This window comes from Piscinibacter gummiphilus, assembly GCF_002116905.1.
Taxonomy (GTDB): Bacteria; Pseudomonadota; Gammaproteobacteria; order Burkholderiales; family Burkholderiaceae_C; genus Rhizobacter; species Rhizobacter gummiphilus.
The window spans coordinates 6,229,573-6,247,900 of record NZ_CP015118.1; the positions used below are offsets into that span (position 1 = coordinate 6,229,573).

The 18,328-nt window shown below is 70.8% G+C and carries 24 protein-coding genes; 9 read left to right on the forward strand and 15 right to left on the reverse strand.

All coding sequences use genetic code 11. The features are described 5' to 3' along the window. Nucleotides 1–3: 3 nt before the first annotated feature. Both A4W93_RS28555 and A4W93_RS28560 read right to left on the reverse strand, forming a co-directional pair. Nucleotides 4–999 carry an FHA domain-containing protein gene (locus A4W93_RS28555; RefSeq protein WP_085753832.1) on the reverse strand — a complete coding sequence of 332 codons (996 nt, stop codon included), beginning with the start codon at nucleotides 997–999 and terminating at the stop codon, nucleotides 4–6. Next, a complete protein-coding gene (locus A4W93_RS28560; RefSeq protein ID WP_085753833.1) occupies nucleotides 981–2,318 on the reverse strand; it encodes a S1 family peptidase in 1,338 nt (445 codons plus the stop codon). Before A4W93_RS28560 ends, A4W93_RS28555 begins: the two co-directional genes overlap by 19 nt. 78 nt (nucleotides 2,319–2,396) lie before the next feature. On the opposite strand from A4W93_RS28560, the gene A4W93_RS28565 reads away from it, so the two are divergent. Both A4W93_RS28565 and A4W93_RS28570 read left to right on the forward strand, forming a co-directional pair. Next, nucleotides 2,397–2,810, forward strand: coding sequence for a PaaI family thioesterase (locus A4W93_RS28565; protein WP_085754366.1), 414 nt, complete (start codon nucleotides 2,397–2,399; stop codon nucleotides 2,808–2,810). A gap of 369 nt (nucleotides 2,811–3,179) precedes the next feature. After that, nucleotides 3,180–3,902 carry a YecA/YgfB family protein gene (locus A4W93_RS28570; protein ID WP_085753834.1) on the forward strand — a complete coding sequence of 241 codons (723 nt, stop codon included), beginning with the start codon at nucleotides 3,180–3,182 and terminating at the stop codon, nucleotides 3,900–3,902. On the opposite strand, the gene A4W93_RS28575 is transcribed toward A4W93_RS28570, so the two are convergent. Further along, nucleotides 3,826–5,175 (reverse strand): Hsp70 family protein, encoded by a 1,350-nt coding sequence (locus A4W93_RS28575; RefSeq protein WP_085753835.1) that lies wholly within the window; start codon nucleotides 5,173–5,175, stop codon nucleotides 3,826–3,828. The two genes, A4W93_RS28570 and A4W93_RS28575, sit on opposite strands and share 77 nt — an antisense overlap. 98 nt (nucleotides 5,176–5,273) lie before the next feature. Between A4W93_RS28575 and A4W93_RS28580 the strand changes: the two genes are divergently transcribed. Then, nucleotides 5,274–5,735, forward strand: coding sequence for a tetratricopeptide repeat protein (locus A4W93_RS28580; protein WP_085753836.1), 462 nt, complete (start codon nucleotides 5,274–5,276; stop codon nucleotides 5,733–5,735). 33 nt (nucleotides 5,736–5,768) lie between these two features. On the opposite strand, the gene A4W93_RS28585 is transcribed toward A4W93_RS28580, so the two are convergent. From A4W93_RS28585 to A4W93_RS28595, 3 genes are all read right to left on the reverse strand, one after another. Then, nucleotides 5,769–7,256, reverse strand: coding sequence for a YdgA family protein (locus tag A4W93_RS28585; protein ID WP_085753837.1), 1,488 nt, complete (start codon nucleotides 7,254–7,256; stop codon nucleotides 5,769–5,771). 117 nt (nucleotides 7,257–7,373) lie between these two features. Continuing rightward, nucleotides 7,374–8,648 carry a D-amino acid dehydrogenase gene (locus A4W93_RS28590; protein ID WP_085753838.1) on the reverse strand — a complete coding sequence of 425 codons (1,275 nt, stop codon included), beginning with the start codon at nucleotides 8,646–8,648 and terminating at the stop codon, nucleotides 7,374–7,376. A gap of 82 nt (nucleotides 8,649–8,730) precedes the next feature. Further along, the gene (locus A4W93_RS28595) at nucleotides 8,731–8,955 is read right to left on the reverse strand and encodes a hypothetical protein (protein ID WP_085753839.1); all 225 of its coding nucleotides are present in this window, start codon (nucleotides 8,953–8,955) and stop codon (nucleotides 8,731–8,733) included. Nucleotides 8,956–9,165: 210 nt separating this feature from the next. Between A4W93_RS28595 and A4W93_RS28600 the strand changes: the two genes are divergently transcribed. Further along, nucleotides 9,166–9,363: a hypothetical protein gene (locus A4W93_RS28600; protein ID WP_169726599.1), complete on the forward strand. Its 198-nt coding sequence runs from the start codon at nucleotides 9,166–9,168 to the stop codon at nucleotides 9,361–9,363. A gap of 70 nt (nucleotides 9,364–9,433) precedes the next feature. Next, nucleotides 9,434–10,045, forward strand: coding sequence for a TetR/AcrR family transcriptional regulator (locus tag A4W93_RS28605; protein WP_085753841.1), 612 nt, complete (start codon nucleotides 9,434–9,436; stop codon nucleotides 10,043–10,045). 15 nt (nucleotides 10,046–10,060) lie between these two features. Here A4W93_RS28605 and A4W93_RS28610 read toward each other — a convergent pair whose 3' ends face one another. The 3 genes from A4W93_RS28610 to A4W93_RS28620 form a co-directional block, all read right to left on the reverse strand. Next, nucleotides 10,061–10,483 carry a universal stress protein gene (locus A4W93_RS28610; protein ID WP_085753842.1) on the reverse strand — a complete coding sequence of 141 codons (423 nt, stop codon included), beginning with the start codon at nucleotides 10,481–10,483 and terminating at the stop codon, nucleotides 10,061–10,063. Nucleotides 10,484–10,562: 79 nt separating this feature from the next. Next, complete coding sequence (locus tag A4W93_RS28615) at nucleotides 10,563–11,399, reverse strand: metallophosphoesterase (protein WP_085753843.1); 837 nt, start codon at nucleotides 11,397–11,399, stop codon at nucleotides 10,563–10,565. 4 nt (nucleotides 11,400–11,403) lie between these two features. Beyond that, nucleotides 11,404–12,297 (reverse strand): LysR family transcriptional regulator, encoded by an 894-nt coding sequence (locus tag A4W93_RS28620; RefSeq protein WP_085753844.1) that lies wholly within the window; start codon nucleotides 12,295–12,297, stop codon nucleotides 11,404–11,406. Nucleotides 12,298–12,381: 84 nt separating this feature from the next. On the opposite strand from A4W93_RS28620, the gene A4W93_RS28625 reads away from it, so the two are divergent. Next, entirely contained in the window at nucleotides 12,382–12,786 is a 405-nt protein-coding gene (locus A4W93_RS28625; RefSeq protein WP_085753845.1) for a carboxymuconolactone decarboxylase family protein, read from the forward strand. Between the two features lie 22 nt (nucleotides 12,787–12,808). Here A4W93_RS28625 and A4W93_RS28630 read toward each other — a convergent pair whose 3' ends face one another. Together A4W93_RS28630 and A4W93_RS28635 are read right to left on the reverse strand one after the other, a co-directional pair. Continuing rightward, nucleotides 12,809–13,570 carry a YecA/YgfB family protein gene (locus A4W93_RS28630; protein ID WP_085753846.1) on the reverse strand — a complete coding sequence of 254 codons (762 nt, stop codon included), beginning with the start codon at nucleotides 13,568–13,570 and terminating at the stop codon, nucleotides 12,809–12,811. A gap of 38 nt (nucleotides 13,571–13,608) precedes the next feature. Next, entirely contained in the window at nucleotides 13,609–14,559 is a 951-nt protein-coding gene (locus A4W93_RS28635; RefSeq protein ID WP_085753847.1) for a LysR family transcriptional regulator, read from the reverse strand. 126 nt (nucleotides 14,560–14,685) lie between these two features. Here A4W93_RS28635 and A4W93_RS28640 point away from each other — a divergent pair, with 126 nt between their 5' ends. From A4W93_RS28640 to A4W93_RS28650, 3 genes are all read left to right on the forward strand, one after another. Beyond that, nucleotides 14,686–14,934, forward strand: a complete 249-nt coding sequence (locus tag A4W93_RS28640) for a hypothetical protein (protein WP_085753848.1) — start codon at nucleotides 14,686–14,688, stop codon at nucleotides 14,932–14,934. An 87-nt stretch (nucleotides 14,935–15,021) separates the two neighbouring features. After that, entirely contained in the window at nucleotides 15,022–15,252 is a 231-nt protein-coding gene (locus A4W93_RS28645; protein WP_085753849.1) for a hypothetical protein, read from the forward strand. After that, the gene (locus A4W93_RS28650) at nucleotides 15,249–15,908 is read left to right on the forward strand and encodes a hypothetical protein (protein ID WP_085753850.1); all 660 of its coding nucleotides are present in this window, start codon (nucleotides 15,249–15,251) and stop codon (nucleotides 15,906–15,908) included. The genes A4W93_RS28645 and A4W93_RS28650 overlap by 4 nt, the downstream gene beginning before the upstream one ends. On the opposite strand, the gene A4W93_RS28655 is transcribed toward A4W93_RS28650, so the two are convergent. The 4 genes from A4W93_RS28655 to sctR are packed head-to-tail and all read right to left on the reverse strand — an operon-like array spanning nucleotide 15,813 to nucleotide 18,321. Then, entirely contained in the window at nucleotides 15,813–16,580 is a 768-nt protein-coding gene (locus tag A4W93_RS28655; protein ID WP_085753851.1) for a GNAT family N-acetyltransferase, read from the reverse strand. The two genes, A4W93_RS28650 and A4W93_RS28655, sit on opposite strands and share 96 nt — an antisense overlap. Further along, entirely contained in the window at nucleotides 16,577–17,374 is a 798-nt protein-coding gene (gene sctT / locus A4W93_RS28660; RefSeq protein WP_085753852.1) for a type III secretion system export apparatus subunit SctT, read from the reverse strand. Before sctT ends, A4W93_RS28655 begins: the two co-directional genes overlap by 4 nt. A gap of 4 nt (nucleotides 17,375–17,378) precedes the next feature. Then, nucleotides 17,379–17,654: a type III secretion system export apparatus subunit SctS gene (gene sctS / locus A4W93_RS28665; protein WP_269466973.1), complete on the reverse strand. Its 276-nt coding sequence runs from the start codon at nucleotides 17,652–17,654 to the stop codon at nucleotides 17,379–17,381. 13 nt (nucleotides 17,655–17,667) lie between these two features. After that, nucleotides 17,668–18,321: a type III secretion system export apparatus subunit SctR gene (gene sctR, locus A4W93_RS28670; RefSeq protein ID WP_085753853.1), complete on the reverse strand. Its 654-nt coding sequence runs from the start codon at nucleotides 18,319–18,321 to the stop codon at nucleotides 17,668–17,670. Nucleotides 18,322–18,328 lie beyond the last annotated feature (7 nt).

Here is an 18,328-nt window from a genome sequence, read left to right on the forward strand (position 1 = left end):
GCGTCACTCTTCCTCTTCGCCCCCACCTGCGTCGTCTTCGTCGGCCGGCTTCTTCGCCTTGGCATCGAGGCTCGCCTCGAGCGGCTCCAGGCCTTCGAGGAAGTGGTCCGTGTCGACGGTCTTCGCGACGCGGAAGGACGGCGGGAACAGGGCCGCCTGGTACAGCTCGCTGCTGGTGCTCTCCGACCGCTGCCAGTTGCCCCACAGCGTGAGGCCCAGCCCCACGACGAAGGCAGCGGCCGCGAACGCCCGCGTGACGAGCGGCCGGTGCGGCTCGACGGCCTGCAGGTGGAAGTAGAGGGCGGCGGCGGCCACCGCCGTCTCCAGCACGTACGAATGGCCGGTGAGCCACGGCCAGGAGAAGGCGAACGCGGCGAGGGTCATCAGCCCGTCGAGCAGCTGCCACACGATGGCCGCGGTCAGCAGCACGCGCACGTGCCACGCGAAGTGCCCCTGGCGCGTGAAGAGCTTCGACAGCAGCGTCCATGCGCCACACCACGCGAACAGCAGCGCCACGCCGCTCATCACGTCGCGGGCGAGGGTGCGCGGCAGGGGCTCGGGGTCGCTCGCGAGGTACGTGGCGAACACGAGCAGCAGCAGGTTGACCAGCACCAGCCACGCGATGGACGTGACCCGCTGGGCCAGCACGCGCGTGTGGCGCAGCGGCACCTCGGCCGGCAGCGGGTGTTCGGCCAGGCGCAGCCGCAGGTGCGAGCGGCCCACCACGATGCTGGACGGCGCCGCGGCGGCCTGCCAGCGTTCACCGGCAGCGAGCCGCTGCGAACCGATGCCGACGCCGTTGACCGTGTCGCCGACGGTCAGGTACACGCCGTCGTCGTTCGCGTTCACCTGGAAATGGTGGCCGGCCACGTGCGGGTCGTCGAGCACCAGGTCGTTGTCGAGCGAACGGCCCACGCGCAGCGGCCACGACAGCACCTTCTGGGCATGGCGGACCGACCCGTCGCGGTCCAGGATCTCGATCAGTGCGAGCGCGCCCATCCGTAGGCCTCCAGGTAATGGCGGGTGAGTTTCATCGCGTTCGCGTAGTTCACGCCCTGCACGTCGAAGCGGCCTTGCACGCCCGCCTTGGACTGGTCGAGCGTGGCGACGAGCACCGACACGTCGTACAGCTTCGGCAGCTTCTTGTACGCGCGCAGGCACACGACGGCGCGCAGCGGGAGGCCGTCGCGGTCGACGTAGTCCTCGTGGCACTGGGGCTTGGTCTGGTGTTCCGACGACAGGCGCTGGAAGCTCTCGTTGCGGAAGCTCTGGCTGTAGCGTTTCGCGAAGCGCAGGCTGCCGAGCTTGCTGCCGTCGTAGCTCTCGTGGCCGGTGCGCAGCGAGCCGGTGTTGAACTCGCCGACGAAGATGCGGGTGTCCATCGCGCAGTCGGAGCGTTCGAAGTCGAGGCCGCCGGTGCGCGAGGTCTCGCTGCGGCCCCAGCAGCGCATGAAGCGGTCCACCGGCACGGGCACGGTGTAGCGCGGGTGGGTGCCGGTCTTCCAGCCCTGGCGGATGAAGCGGTCGGTCAGCAGCGCCTGGTGCGTCATCAGCTGGTCGCCCACAATGGGCCACACCGGCGCGGTGATGGGCGCGGCGTCGCGCCCGCGCTGCAGCAGCACGCTCGCGAACTCGGCCGGCACGAGGAAACTCACCTGTTCGCCGTCCACGCGCCGCGCGACGTTGACCCCGATCACGCGGCCTTCCTGGTCGAGCGCGGGGCCGCCGCTCATGCCCGCGCTGAGCGAGCCGGCGAAGAAGATCTGCGGGTAGAAGCTGCGTTCGGCCAGGCCGTTGTAGTTGCCCTCGATGACCGCGAAGCCCACGTCGAGCGGGTTGCCGAGCGAGTACATGCGTTCGCCCTGGCCCAGCGGCTTGCCGGCGGCGCGGAACGACAGCGCGTCGAACGGTTCCGAACGCGGCACGGCCTTCAGCAGCGCCAGGTCGTGCAGCACGTCGAGCATCAGCAGCTGCACGGCGGCCTCGCGGCCGTCGGCGGTGACGTAGACGAGGTCATAGCGGTCGGGCTTGAGCGCCGCCTGGCTCACCACGTGGTAATTCGTGACGATGTGCCCCTGGTCGGACACGAAGAAGCCGGACCCGACCGAGGCCTGGCTCGCCTGGCCCTTCAGCACGGTGCGGATCTGCACGAGCTGCGACCGGGCCTGTTCATAGACCTTGCGGGCCGACAGCGAGACGGCCGGCGCGGCATCCTCCGCGGGCTGCGCGGGCAAGGGCGCCGTCTGGGCCAGCGCAGGCGCGGACCACAGCAGCCCGGCCGCGAGCGCCACGGCACTCCACCATGGGGACTTGTTCATGGCGGACGATTCTAGGGGCGGCCCTTCCCGCCGGTGGGTATGCTGGGCCTTTCGCCAACGATCCCGATGGAGCGCCGCATGCTGAGACCCGAAGTCACCCCCGAGACCCTGATGTCGCGCCAGGCCGGCACGCTGCCGGGCCAGTTCGACCTGCGCGTCACCTCGGTCACCGAGGGCCGCCTGACCGCCGAGATGCTGGTGCAGCCGTGGATGCTCGCCCCCAACGGCTTCCTGCACGCCGCCTCGGTCATCGTGCTGGCCGACAGCTGCGCGGGCTACGCCACCATCGCCCACCTGCCGGCCGGCGCCCGCAGCTTCACCACCATCGAGCTCAAGAGCAACTTCTTCGGCACCGCGCGGCAAGGGCTGCTGCACTGCGAGGCCACGGCCGAACACACCGGCCGCAGCACCCAGGTGTGGTCGTCGACGGTGACGGGGCCGGACGGGAAGAAGATCGCGCTCTTCCGCTGCACGCAGATGGTGCTCGTCTGAGGCAAAAAAAAGCCCACCTCGGGAGAGGCGGGCTTTCGAAAAGTCCTCGAAAGGACGTCGTTGGGAACGTTCCAGCCTGTCGCCCTTGTTCTTTGTGCGCTTGTTCGAATTGTTCGCAAGGCGGGCGATTCAGGCTGTGGAGCAAAGGCCTCCAAAGACCCGTGTGACAGCACGGGTTGAATCGTACGGGGGGGTCCTGGGGGGACCCATCCCTAATAGGAGGGACGTTTTTCACCGGCCCGCATCGTGGAACGGGCAGAAATGTTCCTTCACAATCAAGGGCTTGCGCGTGCCGATGGGCCAAAGCGGGGACCTGTCCGGTGACACCCCCTTTTGGGGGATGCGACCCCATCCGCGCGACAATGGTCCATGGTCACCCCCCCACCCCGTTCCCCGGCGCGCCCCGCGCCCCGGCCGCTCGACGAACGCGAGATCGACGAACTCCAGGCCCTGCTCGACCGGGTCCCCGCCCCCCTCGAGCCGCTCGACGTGACGATGCTCGACGGCTACCTGTGCGGCGTGCTGCTGCAGCCGCAGCGGGTGCCCGAGGCCGACTGGCTCGCCCACGTCACCGACGTCGAGCGCGGCCGGCCGCTGCCGCCGAAGTTCGACCCCACGCGGCTGCACCAGCTGGTGAAGCGCCGCGCCGGTGAACTGAACGCGGCGATCGTGGCGCGCCAGTGGTTCGACCCGTGGGTGTTCGAGCTGGAGTCGGACGAGGAGGGCGACGAGCCCGAGGACGATGACGACGGCTTCGGCGAAGCCCCGCCCGAGGTCGACGCCGTCTACCCGTGGGTGGCCGGGTTCGCCGCCGCGGTGGACCGGTTCCCCTGGCTGATGCAGCTCGACGCGCAGCGCCTCACGGAGCCGCTGGCCCTCGTGTTCCAGCACCTGGACGCCGACGACCTCGAGGACGCCGACGACCTGCTGGCGGAGATCGAGACGATGGAGCCGCCCGCCGACCTCACCGAGGCCGTCGAGACGCTGGTGCGTGCGACGCTGCTGCTCGCCGACATCAGCCGGCCGCAGCAGGCGAACGTGCCGCCGCGGAGCCCGCGGCCACCGGCCCGCCGCCCGCCGCCGCGCCGCTGAACCAGCGGGCCGCGTGCAGGCCGAGGCCGGTCGCCACGCTCGCGAACCGGTCGCCGCGCACCCCCTCCGCCGCCGGGAACGACGCGGCGATGCGCTCGGACAGCAGGCGCAGGCCGGTGGAGCCGCCGGTGAAGTACAGCGCGTCGATGCGCTCGGGCGCGAGGCCCGCCTGGGCCACGGTGTCGCGTGCGGCCTGCACGATGCGGTCGACGTCGCTGTCGAGCGCCGACGCCGCGGCCTGCTCGGTGAGCCGCACCGACAGGCGGTTCTCGACGACACCGAGGTCGATGTCCGTGTCGCCACCCAGGGCCACCGCGATCTTCGCGTCCTCCGCCCGTGCGGCCAGCTCGTGGCCCAGGCGTTCCGTCACCACCGTCATCAGTCGCTTGTGGTGCACCGGGTTGCCGTAGAACGGGCGCATGTTGCGCAGCTCGGCCACGCGCTGCGGCGTGTAGACGGTGTTGATCAGGTGCCACGTGGCGAGGTCGAAGTAGACGGTGCTGGGCACCTCCTTCGGCGGCGCGCCGTTGATGCTCGGGCCGAAGGCGCCGTGGCCGAACTCGCGCAGGATGCTCGCGAGTTCGACGCGCCGGTCGAAGTCGGTGCCGGCCACGTGCACGCCGTGGTTCGCGAGGATGTCGGCGCGGCGGTCGAGGTGGCGCGCGCGCTCGGGACCCACGCGCACCACGGAGAAGTCGGACGTGCCGCCGCCGATGTCGGCCACCAGCACCAGCCGCTCGGAGTCCACGCGGCTCTCGAAGTCGAAGGCCGCGGCGAGGGGCTCGTACTGGAAGTGCACGTCCTCGAAGCCGACGCTGCGCGCGGCCGCCTCGAGCGTGGCCTGGGCCTGGGCATCGCGCGCCGGGTCGTCGTCGACGAAAAACACCGGCCGGCCCAGCACGGCTTGCCGGATGGGACCGCCGGCCTCGCGTTCGGCGAGGGTCTTCAGGTGGCGCAGGTAGCCCGCGATGATGTCGAGGTACTTCACGCCGCGGCCGCCACCCACGTCGGTGGTCTGGTCGACGAAGTTGCTGCCGAGGATGCTTTTCATCGACCGCATCAGGCGGCCGTCGATGCCGTCGACGTACGCGGCCTGGGCCGCGCGGCCGAACGCGCGTGGCGGGCCGTCCTTGTCGTCGCGGCCCTCGGTGAAGTAGAAGACGGCCGTGGGCATCGTTCGGTGCCCGGGCTCCAGCTCGACGAGGCGCATGCCGTCCGCGGCCGGAATGGCGATGGCCGAGTTGGAGGTGCCGAAGTCGATGGCGCAGTACATGGGGGAGGGGTGGTCAAACAGCGGGGGGCGCGATTGTACGGGGCTCCCGTGAAAGGCCGTACGATGCGCGGGCCGATCGATCCCACCGGAGTTCACCGATGAACCGCCTCCTCGCCCCGTGGTGCCTCGCCGCCGCGCTCGTGACCACCACCCCGTGGGCCCTCGCCGCCGACAGCGGCAGCGGCTCCGACGCCCTCGCGACCGCCCGTGAACTCGTCGCGGCCAAGCGCTTCGACGCCGCCATCGAGTCGCTGCGCGAGGTCAACGACACCGGCAGCGCCGACTGGCAGAACCTGATGGGCTACAGCCTGCGCCGCAGCAAGACGCCGGACGTGGCGGCTGCGCAGAAGCACTACGACACGGCGCTGCGCATCGACCCGAACCACCGCGGGGCGCTCGCCTACTCGGGCGAACTGGCGCTGATGAAGGGCGACCTGCCCACCGCCGAGCAGCGGCTGGCCCGGCTCGACAAGGTCTGCGCCCGCAAGTGCAGCGAGTACCTCGACCTCGAGGACGCGGTGAAGCGCTACAAGGTCAACGGCAAGTACGTGGGCTGGTAGGCCCGCGCACCCGCCGCTCGACACCAGGTCACGTCACTTGGCGATCATGCCCAGCGGCACGTTCATCGGCTGGTCGTTGACCTTGAGCAAACCGCCTTCGAACGCGGCCTTCGACACCACCGCCTGGCCTTCGCGCACCACGTAGCCCTTTGCGACGAAGTCGTCGAGGGCCGCGTTGATCATCGCCATGGTCCGGGCCACGGTCTCGTCGGCCGGCGCGACACCGGCGTTGGCCTGCGTGGCCACGACCTTCTTCACCACCTGCTCGATCCAGCCGTCCTCCACCTTGAACGTGGCGGCACCGTAGCCCTTGGTGCCCAGCAGCGCGGGCAGCGGCAGCGCGGCGTCGGCTTCCGTGACACCCTTCGTGCCCAGGCGGTACGACAGCTCCGCGGTCTTGCCGCCCAGGCGCACGGCCAGGCGGTCGAGGCCGTACTCGGGGTTGTGCACCAGCAGGGTGGCGAGGCCCTTCTGCAGGTCGGCGGCCAGCGCCGCGGCTTCGCGCATGGCGGCCTCTTCGCCGGGCTTGTGGCAGCTGAACGAGGACTGCATCGCGCGGTTGAGCAGCTCCTGGTAGGTGGCGCCGTGCAGGCGGCTCAGCGAGACCTGCATGTCGATCTGCTCGATCGCGAAGTCGTCGACGCGGCCCGACATGCCCATCTTGCTGACGGCCGACCACAGGCCCTGGGCGTCGACCTTCGCCTCGGAGTCGAACACGAGCTTCTCGAAGCGCACGTCCACCACCTTGCCGCCGGCCGGCGCCAGCGCGAACGCGATGTTGTCGATGCCGCCGGTGCTGCGCCCCGGCGCGAGCAGCAGCGAGGCGTCGGGCTGCGGCGACACCTCGCCCTGCAGCGCGATGCGGCCCACGCGCAACGTGCCGTTGGCCTGCTCGGAAGCGAAGTTGACGCTGAGCCCGGGGGCCTCGAACACGTACGATCCGCCGGCGCCCAGGCCGCCCGTCAGGCTGCCGCGCGCGGTGGCCTTCAGGCCCTGCCAGTCGATGTCGCCCTTGCCCGCCTCGGCGTACTTGAACGGCGGGCTGGTCAGTTCGGAGACATAGGTGCCGCCGAAGCCCAGGACGGTGTGCACCTGGACGAACGGCTTGTCGCCGAAGAGGCGCGCCAGCTGCGCGGCGGCCTCGGGCGGCAGCACGAATTCGGTGTCGATGGTGGCGAGGCCCAGGCCCTTGCCGCCGGGCAGCGGGCCGTGACGCACCTGGTCGCGCCAGGTGATCTGCAGCGGCTTGCCTGCGGGCGCGCCGTCGACGGCCGGCTGCAGCGCGGGGGCGTCGAGGCTCGGAGTGCAGCCGATGTCGAGGGTCACCGTGTGGACGGAGCTGAAGAGGCCCTTGCTGACGCTGTTCTCGACCACCTTGATGCCGGGGAAGGGCGCGAGGAGCGCCGCCGTCTGCGACTGGAGCTCGCGGGTCACCTTGCCGCCCGACCAGGCCGCGAAGCCCACGCCGCCGCCGGCCACCACCGCCACGAGCGCGACCGCGCCCACCACTGCCTTGTTCATCGTCTCTCCCTGCTGATCTGATCGTGTTCGTCCGTCCGGGCCCGATGGCCGGCGGTGCGGCAGTGTAAGAGCGCCCCCCGCGGAACACGGGTGGCGCAAGTCACACGCGGGCCCCCGCTAACGGGGGATGCCGCAGAACGTGAAGGCCACGTCGGGCCGGCGGCCGTCGAGCAGTTCCGCGAGCGCGAGGCCCGAACCCGCGCCGTGGGTCCAGCCGAGCGTGCCGTGGCCCGCGTTGACCCAGAGGTTCGCGAGGCGGGTGCGCCCGATCAAGGGACGGTTGTCGGGGGTGCTCGGGCGCAGGCCCGCCCAGAAGTGCGGCTCCGAGCGGTCGGCCACGCCCGGGAACAGCACCTCGTAGCGATCGACGAGCTGCTGGCAGCGCACGCGCGCGGTCGGGCTGTCCAGGCCGGTGTCGTAGCCGGCCATCTCGGCGGTGCCGGCGATGCGCACGTGGTCGCCGAGCCGGCTGATGGCGATCTTGTAGGCGTCGTCGATCAGGCTCACGACACTCGCCTCCTGCGGGCGCTTCAACCGCAGCGTGGCCGAGTAGCCCTTGGTCGGGTAGATGTCGAGGTCGAGGCCCAGCGGGCGCAGCACGGGCGCCGTGAAGCTGCCGAGGGCCGCGATGTACGCGTCGGCCGTCAGCGTGCGCCGGTCGCCGGTGGCCCGTTCGGTGACGCGCACAGCGGTGGCACGGTCGCCGTCACGGTCGATCCCGGCGATGTCGTGGCCGTGGAAGAAGGTGACGCCCCGGTCCGCACACAGGCGGGCGAGCGCCTGCGTGAACACCCGCGCGTCGCCCGACTCGTCGGTGGGCGTGTAGGTGCCGCCGCACAGGCCCGGCACGTGGCGCAGCGCGGGCTCCACCTGCAGCACCTCGGTGCGGTCGAGCACGCGGCGGTCCACGCCGTGGCTGCGCATCAGCCGGGACGCGGCCGCGCCGGTGACGAAGTCGTGTTCGGAGGTGAAGAGGTGCAGGATGCCGCGCTCGAGGCGGTGGAACGAGATGCCGGTCTCGGCCACCATCGCCTTCAGCGCCTCGTGGCTGTACCGGCCGAGCGCGACGAGTTCGCCCACGTTGCGCCGGAACGCGGGCATCGTGCATTGCGTGAGGAACCGCAGGCCCCACCGCCACTGGTACCAGTCGAGCTGCGGGCGGAACAGCAGCGGGGCGTCGTCGCGGGCCAGCCACTTGAGCACCTTCATCGGCGCGGCCGGATGGGCCCAGGGCTCGCAGAAGCTGACCGAGACCTGGGCGCCGTTGGCGAAGCTGGTCTCGAGTGCGGCGCCGGGCTGGCGGTCGACCACCACCACCTCGTGGCCGCGCTGAAGCAGGTGCCAGGCGGTGCTCACGCCGATGATGCCCGCCCCGAGGACGACGACCTTCATGGCGTGCCCGTTCGTGCCGGCACGGCGGCCGGTCCGCGGCGAAGGTGACGCCGCGGCCTATCGCGGAGCAGGGAGCGGGGGATCAGCGCGCGCCCGAATGTCGGTGGGCATCGGCCGGCGCCCGCCGGGGCATCGCGCTGCGGGCGGGCGGCGAGGCGTTGCCCGACATCCACAGGTTGGCCGCATCGACGCTGTGGGCGCGCGTGAACGGCGCCAGCCCGACGTCCTCGGCGCCGAGCAGCAGCGCGCCGGCCACCGCCGCTGCGGCCGTGCCGGAAGTGAGGAGTTGTCGGGGCGTGATGTGCATGGCGATCTCCCGCGGCCCGGATGTTTCGGGGGCCAGCCATGAAGTTACGCTGCCACCCTGGCGCTCGCCATCCCCATTCGGGACGAGTTCGTGTAGGACAACGCCGACAGACACGCAATTGGCGGGATCCCTGCCTCTGTTCATTTCTTTGCCCTCGCGGTCGCCCTTGCACACTGAAGGCGAACCACAGGGACCAACACGATGAACTTCATGCCACGCTGGGCCTGGCTGCAACAGGCCGTCCGCACCACCCCCCGCACCCGCGACGACGCCGATGCCGCGGACATGGGCACGGCATTCGGCCTCGACGCGAGCTTCCGCGACGAACCCGAGGTGCGCCAGGAACCGCCGCCGTGGTCGGCCGCCCCCCGCCTGTCTCGCCACACCGGGCTGCCGCGCCGCGATTGACCTGAACGACTCCGTCCAGATGTGAACCCTTGCGTTCACACCGTGGACGGTCCGGCCATACAATTCCCGGATGGCCAAGGTTTCTTTCCGTGAACAGGTGTTGCGCGTCCGCGAGGATGCGATCGTGTCGTCGGTGAACCGGCTGCTCGCGGAAAAGGGGTTCGAGGCGATGACCGTGGACGAGGTCGCCGCCGACGTGGGCATCGCGAAGGCCAGCCTCTACAAGCACTTCCCGTCGAAGGAACTGCTGGCCGCCGCGGCCATGGTCAAGGTGCTGGAGCGTGCGCTCGCCTTCCTCGAAACCACCGCCAAGGCAAGCCCGGAGCTGCCGCCGGTCGACCGCCTGAAGGCCGTGGTGCGGTGGTGCCTCGAGGTGCAGCTGGCCGGCGAGATGCCGTCGCTGCCGTCGCAGAACTCCGCGCTGCGCACCACCCTCATGGGCCACACGCCGTACCTCGACCGCCTGATGACGGTCAGCGAAACGCTCGGCGAATGGATCGTCGCGGCCCAGGCGGCCGGCGACGTGGACGCCACGCTGCCCGCCGAGGTCGTGCTCTACACGCTGTTCGCCCGCGCCTGCGATCCGGTGCTGGGCGTGCTGAAGGCCGGCGGCCAGTACACCGACGAGCAGGTCATCGACCTGCTCGTGCGCACCTGCTTCGGAGGCTTGGCCGCGCGCTGAGGTTCGTGGGTTCGTTCAGCGCACCAGCAGCACGGGCGTGTCGCAGTGGCCGAGCACCTTGACGGCCACCGACCCCATCAGCAGCGACGCCACGGCCCCGTGCCCGCGCGAGCCCATGATGAGCAGGTCGAACTTGCCCTGCTTCGCGACCTTGCCGATCACGTCGGCCGCATGGCCCACCTTGCTGACGAAGTCGGCGTTCAGCGACTGCTTCTTGAAGAACGAGCGGATGGGCTTGAACACACGCTCGGCCTCCTCGTCGTAGTAGGAGTCGAGCAGTTCCTTGCTGACGCTGGACGCGGCCCGCGCCGGCACCGCGGCCACGGCGTGCAGCACCACGTACTCCTGGTGGCCCTCGATGAACTCGGGGTGCGAGGCCAGGTAGTCGAGCACCCGGCGGGTGTAGGGGCTGCCGTCGGCGGCGATCAGGATCTTCATGGGCTCTCCGGGAGGTGTCTCAGGAGAATCGAGTGTTGCACACCCGCGCGGCCCGGACCCCGACCCGCGTCAAGTCCCGTCAGGGCACCTCGACGACGAAGCCTTCCTGGAACCCCTCCTGCTCGCCCTTGCCGCGGTAGCCCAGCGTGTTCGCCACGACACGGCACGAGAACGGCCGGCCCTCCGACTCGCCCGACACGACGTAGTCGTTCGGGCAGTGGAGGTGACCGTGCATCCACACCTGGGCCGCGGGCAGGAAGTCGTCCATCGCGTTGCAGAACCCGGCCGTGCCCGGCGTGAGTCCGTAGCGCGGGTCGGCGCTGCGCAACGACGGGGCGAAGTGCGTGACGACCACGGTGGTGCCGTCGAACGGCACGGCCAGCGCCTGCCGCAGCCAGGCCTGGCAGTCGAGGGAGAGTTCGCGGATGTCCTCGGCCAGCATCTGTTCGCCATCGCGCAGCGTCGTGTACTTGCGCAGGTAGAAGTTCGCGGCGCGGAAGGCCTTCTCGCGGGCCTGCAGCTGCTTCGTGACGGTGGTTTCGGACACAGCCAGCGCGTCGAAGTCGCTCCACAGCGTGGTGCCCACGAAACGCACCGGCCCGATCTCGATCACCTCGCGGTCCAGCCACTCGATGCCGAGGTGCTCGCATGTCTGCCGCAGGCGGCGCTTCGCGGGCTCGAACTCCAGCGAGTCGTACTCGTGGTTGCCGGGCACGTACAGCACGCGCGGCCACTGGTCGCCGAAGCGTTTCGGGGAGAAGCGGCCGAGGCCGAAGTCGTCGGTGGTCAGATCGGACCCCGCCTGGTACGAGCCGATGTCGCCGGCCAGCACGAGCACGTCGACATCGGTGCCCGGCTGCGGCACGAAGTCGGGGTAACGCTCGAGGTGCAGGTCGGAGAGGAGTTGGATGCGCATCGGCCTATTTTCCCCGGGCCGCGATGCCCAGGCAGGCGATCAGCTGGTCGCGCAGCGCGTGCTGGCCGGCGGGCACGGCGAGGCCGACGCCCACGGCCAGTTCGTCGCCCTCGGCCAGCGTGCGGTACACCACCCCCGCACGCCGCAGGCCCGCGAAGGAGGAGGGCAGCAGCGCCAGCCCGCGCCCGTGCGCCACCTCGGCGAGCAGCACGTGGTGGTCGGCCGGTTCCTTGAGCCAGCGCGGCACGAACCGGTGCCGCGTGAAGACGTGCTGGCAGTGGTCGAAGAATGCGGGCTGGCGCGCCCGCTCGAACCAGAAGACGGGTTCGCCGCCCAGGTCGTCGAGCCGGACGACCTTGCGGCGGGCCAGCCGGTGGGCCGAGGACATCGCCACCCGCATCGGCAGGCGATCGAGTTCCAGCACGTCCAGGCCCGCCGCCTCGGTGGGCAGGGCGATGACGGCCGCCTTCAGCTTGCCGCCCCGCAGTTGCCGCACGAGCCGGGGCGACGTCTCGGACACCGTGGACACGGCGGTGCCGGGATGGGCTGCCTCGATGCGGTCACGCAGCCCGGCGAACCAGGCCGGCTCGACGGCGGTGGTCAGGCCGAGCCGCAGCGTGGCCGGCAGCTCCGGGCGGGCGAGGCTCGCCTCGGCGTCGCGCAGCAGCTTCGCCACGCCGCGTGCGTAGGGCAGCAGCGTGCGGCCTGCCTCGGTGAGGCTCACCCCCGTCGTGCCCCGGTCGAACAGGCGCGTGCCCAGGCGCTCCTCGAGTTCGCGGATGGCCCGGCTCAGCGGGGGCTGCGAAAGGTGCAGGGTCTCGGCGGCCTGGCGGAAGCTCAGCGTGTCGGCGACCGCGAGGAAGAGGGCGAGCGAGCGGGAATCCAGGCGGGAGGACATATCAAAAAGGTATCACGAACCCGGTCATTCACGGCGGGCGGCGGTGTTCCTACAGTGGCCCTCATCGCAACCCAGGAGCCTTCGATGACCCCCCACCTCTCCCATGACCGCTACCAGCGCGGCGCCGCCCGGCTCGCCGACGTGGACGGCCCGGCCGGCCTCGCCGTGGTCGAAGGCCTCGCGAAGTCCTTCCCCGATTTCGCCCGCTACATCGTGGAATTCCCGTTCGGGGACATCTATGCCCGCGAGGGCCTGGGGCTGCGCGAGCGCGAACTCGCAACGGTGGCCGCGCTGTGTGCGCTGGGCAACGCGCCACCCCAGCTGCGCGTGCACGTGCACGCGGCGCTGCACGTCGGGTGCACCCCGGTGGAGGTGGTCGAGGTGGTGATGCAGATGGCGGTGTACGCCGGCTTCCCCGCCGCGCTCAACGGCCTGGCCGTGGTGCGCGAGGTGTTCGCCGAAGCCGGCATCCCGCTGCCGCTGGCCTGACGGCCAGGGCGACGTCAGCGCCTCAGGTGGCGCCGTGGCACTGCTTGAACTTCTTGCCGCTGCCGCACGGGCACGGGTCGTTGCGGCCCACCTTGGGCGTCTCGCGGCGCACCTGCTCGACGTGGTAGCGCTGGTCGCGCGTGAGGTCGGACAGGTCGGCGACCGTGACCACCAGCTCCTCGATGGCGTCGTCGAGCGTGGCGAGCGGGAACTCCTTGTCGAGCACTGCCACCACCTCGCGCTCCTCGTCGGTCTCGGTGGGCAGGTGGCGGTACAGGCGGGCGAGGGCGGACATCACCGCGTCGTCGGGCATCTCGGAGAGGTCCGGGAAGCTCAAGGCGGCGTGCTGGAAGCCGGCGACCCACGGCATCAGCGGCTGCGACACCTCGGGCAGGCCGGCCAGCGGGTCGACCTCGCCCTCGGGCACCGGCTCGCGCGGGTGTTCCTCGTCGAATTCGAGCACCAGCGGGTTGAACCACCCGTCTTCCACGATCGCGTGGTTCAGGGCGTTGTAGCGGCGCACGACCAGCGCCGAGACGCGGTCGCGCCAGGCGGTGTCGACGTCGTCGGGCAGCGGCTGGCCGTCGAAGTCGAACACGAAGGGCAGCCACACGGCCGGTTCGAGCAGCACGGGCTGCACGAGGATGCCGCACAGGAAGCCGTCGAGCATCACGGCGTCGACCGGCGTCAGGGGCTGCGGCGTTTCGAGCAGCAGGTCGTCGAGTTCGGCGAACTCTTCGTCGGTCAGGTCGTGGGCGGTGGTGGCGACAACGGGCGGGGGCATGGCGGATCTTCTCGGTCGGGACAACGGCCCCCATTGTCTTACGAAGCCGGGCGCCCGGACACCAGCAACTGCGCCGCCTCCACCAGCCGCGACCGGAGCCACTGGTGCGCAGGGTCGTCGTCATGGCGCAGGTGCCACAGCATCTCGACGTGGATGCGGGCCAGGCGCAGCGGCAGCGGCCGCTCCACCACGGCCGACCGGTAGCCGGTGGCGTCGACGAACGAGGCGGGCAACACGGTCAGCAGATCGCTCTGGGCCACCACCCGGCCGGCGGTGAAGAACTGGTTGACGGTCAGCACGATGCGCCGGGACCGGCCGGCGGCGATCAGCGCCTGGTCGACGAACCCGTGCGGCCGCCCCGAAAAGCTCACCAGCAGGTGGTGGGCCTCGCAGAACCGGTCCAGCGTGAGAGGCTCCTTGGCGAGCGGGTGGTCGCGGCGCATCACGCAGACGTACTCGCTCTGGTGCAGCCGCCGGTGGCGCAGCGAGGCGTCGTCGCCCTGGGCGACCAGCGCGGCCACCGCCTCCGGGAAGTAGCCCACCGCCACGTCGACCTCGTCGCGCTCCAGCAGACCGCGCGGGTCGCGGGTGGTCAGCGGCAGCACCCGCAGGTTGACCTGGGCCTGGGATTGTTCGATCTCGGCGATCACCGACGGCAGCAAGGTGGCCGCCGAGGCATCGGCCGTGGCGATGCGGAAGTTGGCGCTGGCGGTGCGCGGATCGAATTCCTGGGGCTCGAAGGCGTCCCGCAGCCGGGCCAGCGCCACCCGCACCTGGGGCCACAGGCGCTCGGCGTACGGGGTGGGCCGCACCCCGTGCGCCTCGCGTGTGAGCAAGTCCTCGCCTACGGTTTCCCTGAAGCGTTTCAAGGCATTGCTCACCGCCGGCTGGGTCAGCGCGAGCCGGTCGGCGGCCCGCGTGATGCTGCGTTCGGCCATCACGGCATCGAACACGCGGAGCAGGTTCAGATCGAGGGTCAGGAAGTTCATCGCAGATATGAGCGCTGTGTATATCAATCCTTCACAGATTCAATTGGCGCAACCCTAGGGGAAACCCCTAATATTCGTCCCATGCGCTGACCGAAGTCGGTCGGCCACACAAACAAGGAGTTCATCATGAGCACCACCACCACGATCAATCTGCAAGTCGCCCAACAACGTACCGCCCCGCGTGGCGCCACCTGGCTCGGCAACGCCTTCGCCAGCCTGTTCAACTCGTTCCGTGCCGCCCCGGCCGAGCGCAACGCCGCCCGTGACATCCGCCGCGCCCGTGAACTGGCCGCCGAATGGAGCCGCCGCGACCCGCGCAGCGCCGCTGACCTGACGGCCGCGATCGACCGCTTCGAGCAGCAACAAGGCCAGTGAGGCCCTGGGGTCGACCCCACCTGGGGTCGGCGACAGCTGTCCATCCAGCGCCCGAGGCCGTAATCTCGGGGCCAGACGGAATCAGCCATGAGCGCCACGACCCCCTTCATCTCCCACGGCCAGCCGGCCTCTTCCGGCTGGACCGGACGTTCGGCCGCACCGGCGGGTGATCCCCGGGGCAGTTCCGAATGGTTCGCTGCCCCGCCCGCCACCAGCCACGTGCTGTCGGCCCGCGTGACGGCGGACGCGCCGAAGGACGCCGAAGGGTGGGCCCGCCGCCTGGTGGGCCACCTTCTCGACGACCCGGCGCCGCGATGAACCCCGCGCTGAAGGCGGCTCCCGACTGGGAAGCCGCCGCGCAGACCCTCATCGACGGCTGCAGCGCCCTCGCGAGCGACGACCAGCGGGTCCGGTTCCTGGACCACGTCTGCCGTTCGCTCGGCGACCGCCTCTACCCCGCCTTCCTCCAGCTGCTGTGCCTCGTCAACGACCGGGCCGACGCCGACGCGCGCCGGTCCGTCGCGCAGACGCTGGTCCACGCACTCTCCACCGGCCGACTGCCGTCCGGGCGGCTGGATGCCTGGGGTGGCCACGGCCTCGCGGCCGGCACCGCTACGTCGGGCAACAGCCGCAGCCTGGGCCCGATCGAGTACCTGTGCGCGTGGCACGCCCAGCAGAGCGGCCCGTCGCCGCTGCCGGCCACCGCGTTCGACACCGCCACGCGTTCGGTGATCGCACTGGTGTCGTCCGACCCGCGCGCGAAAGCCCTCTACTGCAGCAAGCTGCGCCAGGACATCGACGACCCGCTCGGCGGCTCGCTCACCCGGTCGACCCGGGCCGCGCTGACCGCGCTGGTCTCCGAATGGGAGACGGGCGGTTCACCCGAGGCCGTGGTGGGCAGCCTGCGCGCCGCGCTCCACGGCTCCCCGTTCGGCACCCTCGGCGACGCCCGCGGGCGCTGGCTCGGGGCGTAACACCTCCCGCACCCACGCCGCGGCCGCGCGGCGCCGCGCCGCCAGCGGCCGCATGCGCACCGCACGCCAGGCCGGCGCGGCCACCTCGAAGTGGCTGGACCACACCCCCTCGTAGAACCGCTCGCCGCGGTGATCGAACCCGAGCGCCCGCAGGCACAGGTGCACCGAGCGGTGGCCGGGATGGCACACCGCGTGCACCCGCGCGCGACCGAGCCGGTCGAACGCGTGGTCCAGCAGCAACGCCCCGCCTTCCAGCGAGAGCCCCGAGCCCCACACCTCGGGCACGAGGCGGCACCCGAGTTCCACCTCGTCGGGGTCCGCCGGCATCGGCATCAGGTTGAACCAGCCGACGAACCGCGGACGGGGCGCGCACATGCGGGCCAGCGCCTCGGGCGACAGCACCTCGGCGGCCTCGGCATAGTCCGCATCGCCCGGCGACAGGTCGACCGCCCAGTGTTCCGCGGCCCAGAGGCCGAGGCCGGGGCGGGTGGCGCAGTAGACCGCCAGCCGCTCGAGGAACATCGCCGTCCAGCGCGGGTCGTCGAACGGGCGGTCGTCGATCAGCAACGCGCGCACGCGCGGGTCCCGGTGCATGTCCACGAGCCGGTCGCGGTCGCCGGCCGTGAAGGGCCGCAGGCGCAGGCGCCCCTCGGAGGTCGGTGCGGCGCTCATCCCGAAAACAGCGCCCGCAGCGTGCGCAACACGATCGCGGGGCGCGACTGCACGTCGGCGATCAGCTGTTGCACCATCGACGCGGTCATCAGCATCAGCACCGCCGTCGACGCCCAGGTCTTGATCGACATCGACAGCGAGAACACGTTGAGCTGCTGCGCGAACCGGTTCACGAGGCCGAGCACACCGTCGATCGCGAACAGCACCACGAGCGACGGCGCGGCGATCAGCAGCGCGAGCAGCATCAGCCGGCCGAACTCGGCTTCGAACGCGCCGGCCCCGGCCGCCTTCAGCGCCGGAAGCTTCGAGAGCACCGGCCACAGCACGTAGCTGTCGAGCAGCGTGCCCATCAGCAACAGCAGGCCGCCGGAGAACATGAAGACGAAGTTCGCGAGGCGCCCGAGGAAGGCGCCGGTGAGCGGGGTCTGCTGGCCCGACATCGGGTCGGTCACCTGGGCCGTGGTGGCGCCGATCTTCGTGTCGATCAAGGCACCTGCCGCCTCGAAGGCCCACAGCACCGAGCCGAACAGGAAGCCGATGCCGGCACCGAGGAAGGCCTCCTTGCCGAACAGCGGCAGCCACTGCACCTGCATGACCTGCGCGTTCGTCGCGGCGGGCTGCAGCGCCAGCGCGAGCACGCCGAAGGCCACGTAGATCGCGTTGCGCACGGTGGCCGGGATCAGGTCGCCGGTGAAGATGGGCAGCACGAGGAAGGCCACCGCGATGCGGGTGGTCGACAGCGCGAGCAGCAGCGCCTGGTCGGACAGCTTCGCGATCTGGGCGAACGACTCCATCGTGTCAGCGCCTCACCATGCCCGAGAACTCGGAGAAGATGCGGTCGCTGAAGTGCACCAGCGTGCCGCCGAGCAGCGACGACGTGACGAGGATCACCAGCACGATCGCGAAGAACTTGGCCGCATACTGGAAGGTCTGTTCCTGCAGTTGCGTGGCCGCCTGCACGAACGCGATCAGCAGGCCCACGAGCGCGGCCACCAGCACGGCCGGCGCCGACAGCACGAGCACGAGCCACAGCGCCTGCTGCGTGAGCTGCATCGCCTCGGTGTTGAACATCATCGCGCGGCCCCGTTCACTGGTAGGTGAGCACGAGGCCGTGCGTGAGCTTGACCCAGCCGTCGATCAGCACGAACAGCAGCAGCTTGAACGGCAGCGACACGGTGGTGGGCGACAGCATCATCATCCCCATCGCCATCAGGATGTTCGACACGATGAGGTCGACCACCAGGAACGGCAGGAAGATCAGGAAGCCGATCTGGAACGCGGTCGCGAGTTCGGTCACCGTGAAGGCCGGCACGATCACGATGAAGTCGCGGTCGGTGAGCACGGCGGCCTTGTCCGCGGGCAGCGCCTTCTGCGCCGTCTTCAGGAAAAACGCCCGTTCGCGCGGCTGCGCGTGTTTCACCATGAACTCGCGCAGCGGCTCCTTCGCCGCATCGGCCGCGGCCAGCATGCCGCTCGTGCTCGTGTAGGCGTTGGGCACCGCCGTGGCGCGATCGGCCATCTGCTGCCCCACCGGGTACATCACGTACACCGACAGCACGAGCGCGAGGCCGTTGAGCACCACGTTGGGCGGCACCTGCTGCAGCCCGAGCGCGTTGCGCAGCAGGCTCAGCACCACGACGATCTTCGTGAAGGACGTGACCATCACGGCCGCATACGGCGCGAGCGCCAGCAGCACGACGGTGATGAGGGCCGACGACGGGGAGAACTGGGTGAGGTCCATGAAGGGC

Coding starts and splice junctions, on each gene's coding strand:
- A4W93_RS28555 (WP_085753832.1), bottom strand. CDS start 999: ATGGGCGCGCTCGCACTGATCGAGATCCTGGACCGCGACGGGTCGGTC.
- A4W93_RS28560 (WP_085753833.1), bottom strand. CDS start 2,318: ATGAACAAGTCCCCATGGTGGAGTGCCGTGGCGCTCGCGGCCGGGCTG.
- A4W93_RS28565 (WP_085754366.1), top strand. CDS start 2,397: ATGCTGAGACCCGAAGTCACCCCCGAGACCCTGATGTCGCGCCAGGCC.
- A4W93_RS28570 (WP_085753834.1), top strand. CDS start 3,180: ATGGTCACCCCCCCACCCCGTTCCCCGGCGCGCCCCGCGCCCCGGCCG.
- A4W93_RS28575 (WP_085753835.1), bottom strand. CDS start 5,175: ATGTACTGCGCCATCGACTTCGGCACCTCCAACTCGGCCATCGCCATT.
- A4W93_RS28580 (WP_085753836.1), top strand. CDS start 5,274: ATGAACCGCCTCCTCGCCCCGTGGTGCCTCGCCGCCGCGCTCGTGACC.
- A4W93_RS28585 (WP_085753837.1), bottom strand. CDS start 7,256: ATGAACAAGGCAGTGGTGGGCGCGGTCGCGCTCGTGGCGGTGGTGGCC.
- A4W93_RS28590 (WP_085753838.1), bottom strand. CDS start 8,648: ATGAAGGTCGTCGTCCTCGGGGCGGGCATCATCGGCGTGAGCACCGCC.
- A4W93_RS28595 (WP_085753839.1), bottom strand. CDS start 8,955: ATGCACATCACGCCCCGACAACTCCTCACTTCCGGCACGGCCGCAGCG.
- A4W93_RS28600 (WP_169726599.1), top strand. CDS start 9,166: ATGCCACGCTGGGCCTGGCTGCAACAGGCCGTCCGCACCACCCCCCGC.
- A4W93_RS28605 (WP_085753841.1), top strand. CDS start 9,434: ATGGCCAAGGTTTCTTTCCGTGAACAGGTGTTGCGCGTCCGCGAGGAT.
- A4W93_RS28610 (WP_085753842.1), bottom strand. CDS start 10,483: ATGAAGATCCTGATCGCCGCCGACGGCAGCCCCTACACCCGCCGGGTG.
- A4W93_RS28615 (WP_085753843.1), bottom strand. CDS start 11,399: ATGCGCATCCAACTCCTCTCCGACCTGCACCTCGAGCGTTACCCCGAC.
- A4W93_RS28620 (WP_085753844.1), bottom strand. CDS start 12,297: ATGTCCTCCCGCCTGGATTCCCGCTCGCTCGCCCTCTTCCTCGCGGTC.
- A4W93_RS28625 (WP_085753845.1), top strand. CDS start 12,382: ATGACCCCCCACCTCTCCCATGACCGCTACCAGCGCGGCGCCGCCCGG.
- A4W93_RS28630 (WP_085753846.1), bottom strand. CDS start 13,570: ATGCCCCCGCCCGTTGTCGCCACCACCGCCCACGACCTGACCGACGAA.
- A4W93_RS28635 (WP_085753847.1), bottom strand. CDS start 14,559: ATGAACTTCCTGACCCTCGATCTGAACCTGCTCCGCGTGTTCGATGCC.
- A4W93_RS28640 (WP_085753848.1), top strand. CDS start 14,686: ATGAGCACCACCACCACGATCAATCTGCAAGTCGCCCAACAACGTACC.
- A4W93_RS28645 (WP_085753849.1), top strand. CDS start 15,022: ATGAGCGCCACGACCCCCTTCATCTCCCACGGCCAGCCGGCCTCTTCC.
- A4W93_RS28650 (WP_085753850.1), top strand. CDS start 15,249: ATGAACCCCGCGCTGAAGGCGGCTCCCGACTGGGAAGCCGCCGCGCAG.
- A4W93_RS28655 (WP_085753851.1), bottom strand. CDS start 16,580: ATGAGCGCCGCACCGACCTCCGAGGGGCGCCTGCGCCTGCGGCCCTTC.
- sctT (WP_085753852.1), bottom strand. CDS start 17,374: ATGGAGTCGTTCGCCCAGATCGCGAAGCTGTCCGACCAGGCGCTGCTG.
- sctS (WP_269466973.1), bottom strand. CDS start 17,654: ATGATGTTCAACACCGAGGCGATGCAGCTCACGCAGCAGGCGCTGTGG.
- sctR (WP_085753853.1), bottom strand. CDS start 18,321: ATGGACCTCACCCAGTTCTCCCCGTCGTCGGCCCTCATCACCGTCGTG.